The organism is Shewanella waksmanii (assembly GCF_043643685.1).
Classification (GTDB): Bacteria; Pseudomonadota; Gammaproteobacteria; order Enterobacterales; family Shewanellaceae; genus Shewanella; species Shewanella waksmanii_A.
In genome coordinates, this window is the sequence record NZ_JBHZSN010000007.1 from 218,291 (window position 1) to 224,290 (window position 6,000).

The window sequence follows — 6,000 nt, forward strand, 5'->3', positions numbered from 1 at the left end:
CGGAGCGCGATATTAGCAGGAAAATTAAACTGAGCAAGTGAAATTTGATTAGGGTATGTTGATTGTTTTGAGCTGATTTTTTTGCAACATTTTGTTGGTTTTTCATACAAAATAGAGGTTTCGTTATAAGCAGAGCTTTTGATATAAGACAGGGGTTTTGATAGGCAGTCGCGCTACTTGATAGGCCGATAATCTAGTAAAAAGGATCCACAAATACTGCCCTCAGAGGTCAGCGAAAAGTGTTTTACTCTTTGTTGAGTGGTATTTTGCTTAGCGTGCTAGGCAAACAACTAACCGTCCACCACTCGTTGCGATTAAAATGCTTTTAACTGGGCGTCCCTATCCGAACGTAATTTAACCGCGAAAATTCGAAACGTCCTACGATCAACGAAATATAATCTTATTCCAATCCAGGCCGAAGTGAGGATTGAGCAGCGCAGATTTCTCGCGGTTAGTTGCTAGTTTTACGGCTCGCAAATTGGCAGATACCGACAAGGATGACTGCGCCAAGCATAAGGGCAGAAAAGGGCACAGCCGTACCAGTATAAAATAACGCCAATAATGGACCTGCAAGGGCACCAAAGCCAAATCTCAAGGTACCGATAACCGCAGTTGCCGTTCCCGTTTCCTGTTGAAACTTCATTAGAACTATCGCGTCAGCATTGACCGACATAATGCCAAGAAAACCCATAAAAGGAATTAATGCAGCCACAGTATAGTGGTAGCTTAGCCCCAGCAGATTAACACTCAATAGGGCGCAGCCTGCAAATGTGGCAAGTATCGTCGCGGCCCTCAACATCCGCCGTGAACCATACTTCCCAACAATCCTAGTGTTGATGATATTGGCAAGCATTAGTGCACCAACGTTTGTGCTAAAGAGTAATGCAAACAGTGATTTATCTAGGCCAAACACCTCCATGTACACAAATGGAGAGGCTGTTAGATAACAGAAGAACGCGAATGAAGTTAACACGCCACTGGTAATGTGCAGTTTCACGCCGGGTTTGGTAAATACCACGGCGTAAGCGCCAAAGAAAGATTTTTGGCTACGCAGCGCGTGGTTGGCATCGCTTGGCATTTTGAGTTTGATAAACACCAAAGCCAGTAGCGCAAATGCATAGAAACTTAAAATAAAGAAGATCAGGTGCCACTCACCGAACTCTAGGATCAGGCTACCGATGCTGGGCGCTATTAGCGGTGCCAGCATCATGATTAAACTGACATAAGACATGCCTTTCGCGGTATTTTCGCCATAAACTTCTTTGATATAGCCCGGCACCACAACGGTCGCTGCTGCGCCGATAAAGGCTTGAACAAATCGCAATGTTAGGAATAACTCAATATTGTTGACGAAGGCCAATACTAAGCTGGTTAGAGCAAAACCAGTTAGGCCTAATATCACTAGCGGACGTCGCCCAAAGCGGTCTGCTAAGGGGCCAAAGGTCAACATACCCACTGCGTATCCCGCTAAATAGATACTGAGAGATTGCTGCACCATCGTAATATCGGTGTGAAAACTACTGGCGATGGTTGCCATAGCAGGAAGGTATAGATCGATGGCAAGCGGGGTAATAGCCACGATCGCTGACAGCATAGGAATAAGTAATGCTAGGTTGATGTTGATTTCAGGTGTTGATGGAGTTTTGGAGATCGGATCGCTGTTCACTCATACCTCTTGTGAATTATCGATGAAAGTAAAAGATGAATTACTGGAGAGCAGTAACTTCTGAGAGGTCGTTAAGTCTACGCCTATGATGATGAATTAGCCATCGGTGTTGCGTATATTTGTCTGGTTATTTTGTAACAAAAGGCTTGATGGTTTCTACCTGTGCAACGCTTGTTAAATCCCTGTATTAAAAGTGTCACCTTTGTTTCATTTTACTTTCTTACTAAGGCTCTACATTGAGCGAATTTATCGGGCCAATTGGCAAATCAAGAAACCTTAGGGAAATAAAAATGAAAACGACCAAAACCATATTGTCTATTATTGTTGCATCAACATTACTGACCGCTTGTGACGGCGATGATGGTGCCGCTGGCGCCAATGGTATTGATGGTACTAACGGCGTAGACGGTAGCAATGGGTTAAACAGTTTAGTGACTGTCACTGAGCTTGCTGTTGGCAGCGAGCAATGTGCATTTGGTGGCCAGTTAATTGAAACAGGCTTGGATGTAAATGCGAATGACATTTTAGATGCCGATGAAGTTGATAGCAGTCAAACACAAGCCGTCTGCCATGGTGCAGCAGGCCAGCTTTCGGCTCAGTTAATAGGCCGATATGAATCAGGTGTATTTGGACAAAGCGCCGCTGAGATTGTTGATTTTCATAAAGCTTCACAGCATATTTTCGTGATTAATGCGCAAAGTGGTCAAGTGGATATCATTGATGGCCGCGGTTTGATCGCTGATACAGTAGCACCCGAGCAGCAATATACATTGAACAACCTTGCTAAAGTGGCACAAATTGATGTTGCAACTGACTTGGGGTTAGCGCATTTAGGTGGAGTAAATAGCTTAGCTATTTATGACGATTTATTAGCCGTGGCTATCGAGCGAGGCGACGGCCAAGGTAATAGTAAGCAAGCAAACGGGTTTGTTGCGTTTTATCAGTTAGATAGTCAAGCACAACCTAGCCTAGTTAAATCCGTTGAAGTGGGCGTGTTACCAGACAATGTGGTGTTTAGCCATGATGGTAGCAAGGTGATCGTTGCCAATGAAGGTGAGCCAAATGATGCCTATACGCTAGATCCACAAGGCAGTGTGTCGGTCATTGCCGTAACAAATGGTGTGCCTGCTGATGTCGCAAGTTCAATAGGTTTTAGCGATTTTAATCAAGGCCAAGCTAGGCATGACGAGCTAAGTGACAAGATTAAGATCAATGGGCCTGATGCAACCATAGCGCAAGATCTAGAGCCTGAGTACATTGCTGTTGCTCAAGATAATCGTCAAGCCTATGTGAGTTTACAAGAAAACAATGCTATTGCGGTGATTGACCTTGAGCAGCTCACTGTTGTGTCAATTTTACCGCTTGGTTTAAAAGATTTTGGTTTACTAGAAAACGCGATTGATGCCAGTGACAAAGATGATGCCATCAACATTCAGGCATATACGGGCGTTTTTGGTATGTATCAGCCTGATACTATCGCCAGTTACCAATGGAATGGTGCGAATTTCATTGTCTCTGCAAACGAAGGTGATGCTCGAGATTACAGTGGCTTTTCTGAAGAGGTGCGTGCTGATGATCTTATCTTAGATCCTAATCATCCGCAGTTTGCTGCAGCCCAAGATAAGACCCAATTGGGTAGATTGAAAGTGACCACTTCGATGGGGGATACCGACGGTGACGGCGACTATGACCAAATTGTTGCTTATGGCGGCCGCTCTTTCTCTATTTGGGATACCTCAGGCAACTTAGTGTTTGATAGTGGTAATCAAATTACTCGTATTACTGCCGCTGTGCTGGGTAAAAACTTTAACAATCACAATGAAGAAAGCAAGGGCGACAGCCGCAGTGATGATAAAGGTGCAGAGCCTGAAGCATTAGCCATTGGTGAGATTGGCGGTAAGCACTATGCATTTGTTGGCTTAGAGCGTACATCGGGCTTTATGATATTTGATATCAGTAACCCATTTGCGGTGCAATTTATTGATTATGTGGTTAATCGTGACTTCTCCGTCGAGTTTGAAATTGATGGTGAAGATATCTCTGGTACACCTGAGCTCGCCGGTGACTTAGGCCCTGAAGGAATGAAGTTTATTGCGGCAAAAGATAGCCCAACAGATTCACCACTACTGGTTATTGGTAATGAAGTTAGCGGCACAACAGCGGTTTATCAGCTAACGCTTTAACTTCAATCTAAAGCGTCAGTCTATAACGTAAAGAGCATCGAGGTAGTCTAGCTCATTGGTATTATTGACAACCAGAATGCGAACTAAAAAGCCCAGTGTCGTTTTATACTGATTGGTATTAGACACTGGTTTTTTTGTTTAAGTAAGGCAAAAGCTAGCCAAAAGTGATAACACTTGGGTCATCTAGCCATTGCGGGTATTTTTGCATTGCCTGAGTAAATATTTCGCTGTTGATGTGCGCAGTTAACCAGCGTTGCACATTGGGGTAGTCGGCGGCAAAGAACCAGTTACGATCGACATGAGCAAATTGGCGGATAAACGGAAATATCGCAAAATCGGCAATGCTGGCCGAGCTTCCTAATAGATTATCTTGTTTGCGCAATAGTGATTCGAGTTGGGCAATAAAGCTTTCACCTTGTTGACGATAATAGCTTTCGTCATGCTCTGGATGACGGTCTGCATATTTGTATTTATCTAACCAAGGCTTAAATTGGTTGTCATTGGTTGCGATTAGCGCTTGAGCCAATTCCTGTTTAGGTGTACCTGCTAATAGTAAATTATCGGGATCATGCTGCTGTAGGCTCCAAAGCATGATATCAAGGCTTTCGTCGATAACTTCGCCACTGTTAAGTATCAAAACTGGTACCGTGCCTTTGGGAGAGGCATCGAGCATAGCTTGTGGTTTGTATTTAAGAATGATTTCTCTTAGTTGTACCTGCTGTTTTCCTAGTAATAGCCCAAGGCGTGCCCGCATAGCATATGGACATCGCCTAAATGAATATAAAATGGGCTGTTGAGCTGCATGACTTGTTTGGCTTGGCACCGGCTATTCCTTGCTTAATCTAAAATAATTGCGTCAAATGGTAGCTTATTTTTGCGTGATTCCCCCTATCTGCTCAAGCATGAAGTTAGATTAATTTTAATAACCTTACTTTTTATCTCTGTTTTTGACGCTGTGATCTAGTTAGAATTTGCGCCTTAATTTGTGATCTATGTGTCAATGCACTGGGGATTAAGCCTCAGCCAGCAAAGAGGGTGTTATGTCAAAAGTTGTCGTTTGTGCGTTATATAAGTTTGTTAGTCTCAAAGATCATGAGCAGCTTCAAGCGCCGTTATTAACTAAGATGGAAAGTCTTGATATCAAGGGTACGCTGTTATTAGCCAAAGAAGGCATTAATGGCACTGTTGCTGGAAGCCAAACGGCAATAGACCAGTTGTTGCAATGGCTGGACTCTCAACCCGGTTTAGCAAATATTGTTTATAAACTGTCTTTTGACGATAACATGCCGTTTTATCGCACCAAAGTTAAACTGAAAAAAGAGATTGTGACAATGGGGGTAGAAGGTATTGATCCCCGTAAAGTGGTTGGGACTTATGTCAAACCAAAAGATTGGAATCAGTTGATTTCAGATCCCGATGTTTTGTTAATTGATACGCGCAATGATTACGAAGTCGATATCGGTACCTTTAAGCATGCCGTTGATCCTAAAACTAAAACCTTTAGAGAATTTCCGGATTACGTTAAAAACAACCTTGATCCGCAAAAACATAAGAAAGTGGCCATGTTCTGCACTGGCGGCATTCGTTGTGAAAAGTCTACTGCTTATCTAAAAGAGCAGGGCTTTGATGAGGTCTACCATCTTGAAGGTGGTGTGCTTAAATACCTGGAAGAGGTAGAGCAAAAAGATAGCTTGTGGCAGGGGGAGTGTTTTGTATTTGATAACCGCGTGTCTGTTAACCATGGTTTAGAAAAAGGTGAGTATGACCAATGCAATGCTTGCCGTTTACCCATCAGTGAGCAAGATAAGCAGAGTGAACATTACGTAAAAGGCATTAGCTGTCCACACTGTATTGACCAGATATCTGACAAGCAGAAACAACGATTTGCAGAAAGAGAAAAGCAGGTGCAACTAGCAGCAAAACGCGGCGAAAGCCATATCGGTAGTGATGTCAATTACGTGATTAAAAAGCGCCGCGGCGAAAAAATAAAGCTTAAACAAAATCGGCAAAAAGGTTAGTCTTTAGTTGATAAACCAATTTTAAAAAGCCGCAATCGCGGCTTTTATTTTTTACTTTGACCCGTCCTAAATAACGTTGACACTTTTCAAACCTTTTTTGGAGAGTGTTATGAAATCAATAGTTAAGCGAACT

At 43.0% G+C, this 6,000-nt stretch carries 4 protein-coding genes; 2 read left to right on the plus strand and 2 right to left on the minus strand.

Annotation, left to right across the window (positions count from 1 at the left end; all coding sequences use genetic code 11):
• Window positions 1-451: 451 nt before the first annotated feature.
• On the minus strand, window positions 452-1,666 hold the full coding sequence (locus tag ACHUFW_RS13180) for a multidrug effflux MFS transporter (protein WP_394203721.1): 1,215 nt from the start codon (window positions 1,664-1,666) through the stop codon (window positions 452-454).
• Window positions 1,667-1,956: 290 nt separating this feature from the next.
• Here ACHUFW_RS13180 and ACHUFW_RS13185 point away from each other — a divergent pair, with 290 nt between their 5' ends.
• Window positions 1,957-3,849, plus strand: a complete 1,893-nt coding sequence (locus tag ACHUFW_RS13185; RefSeq protein ID WP_394203723.1) for a choice-of-anchor I family protein — start codon at window positions 1,957-1,959, stop codon at window positions 3,847-3,849.
• A 154-nt stretch (window positions 3,850-4,003) separates the two neighbouring features.
• Here the strand turns inward: ACHUFW_RS13185 and ACHUFW_RS13190 are convergent, their stop codons facing one another.
• Window positions 4,004-4,672: a glutathione S-transferase gene (locus ACHUFW_RS13190; protein ID WP_394203725.1), complete on the minus strand. Its 669-nt coding sequence runs from the start codon at window positions 4,670-4,672 to the stop codon at window positions 4,004-4,006.
• 217 nt (window positions 4,673-4,889) lie between these two features.
• Between ACHUFW_RS13190 and trhO the strand changes: the two genes are divergently transcribed.
• Window positions 4,890-5,867, plus strand: a complete 978-nt coding sequence (gene trhO, locus ACHUFW_RS13195) for an oxygen-dependent tRNA uridine(34) hydroxylase TrhO (RefSeq protein WP_394203727.1) — start codon at window positions 4,890-4,892, stop codon at window positions 5,865-5,867.
• The last annotated feature ends 133 nt before the right edge of the window (window positions 5,868-6,000 follow it).

Bases quoted from the DNA above. Each gene is read 5' to 3' on its own strand.
- ACHUFW_RS13185 (WP_394203723.1), top strand. From the start codon at position 1,957: ATGAAAACGACCAAAACCATATTGTCTATTATTGTTGCATCAACATTA.
- trhO (WP_394203727.1), top strand. From the start codon at position 4,890: ATGTCAAAAGTTGTCGTTTGTGCGTTATATAAGTTTGTTAGTCTCAAA.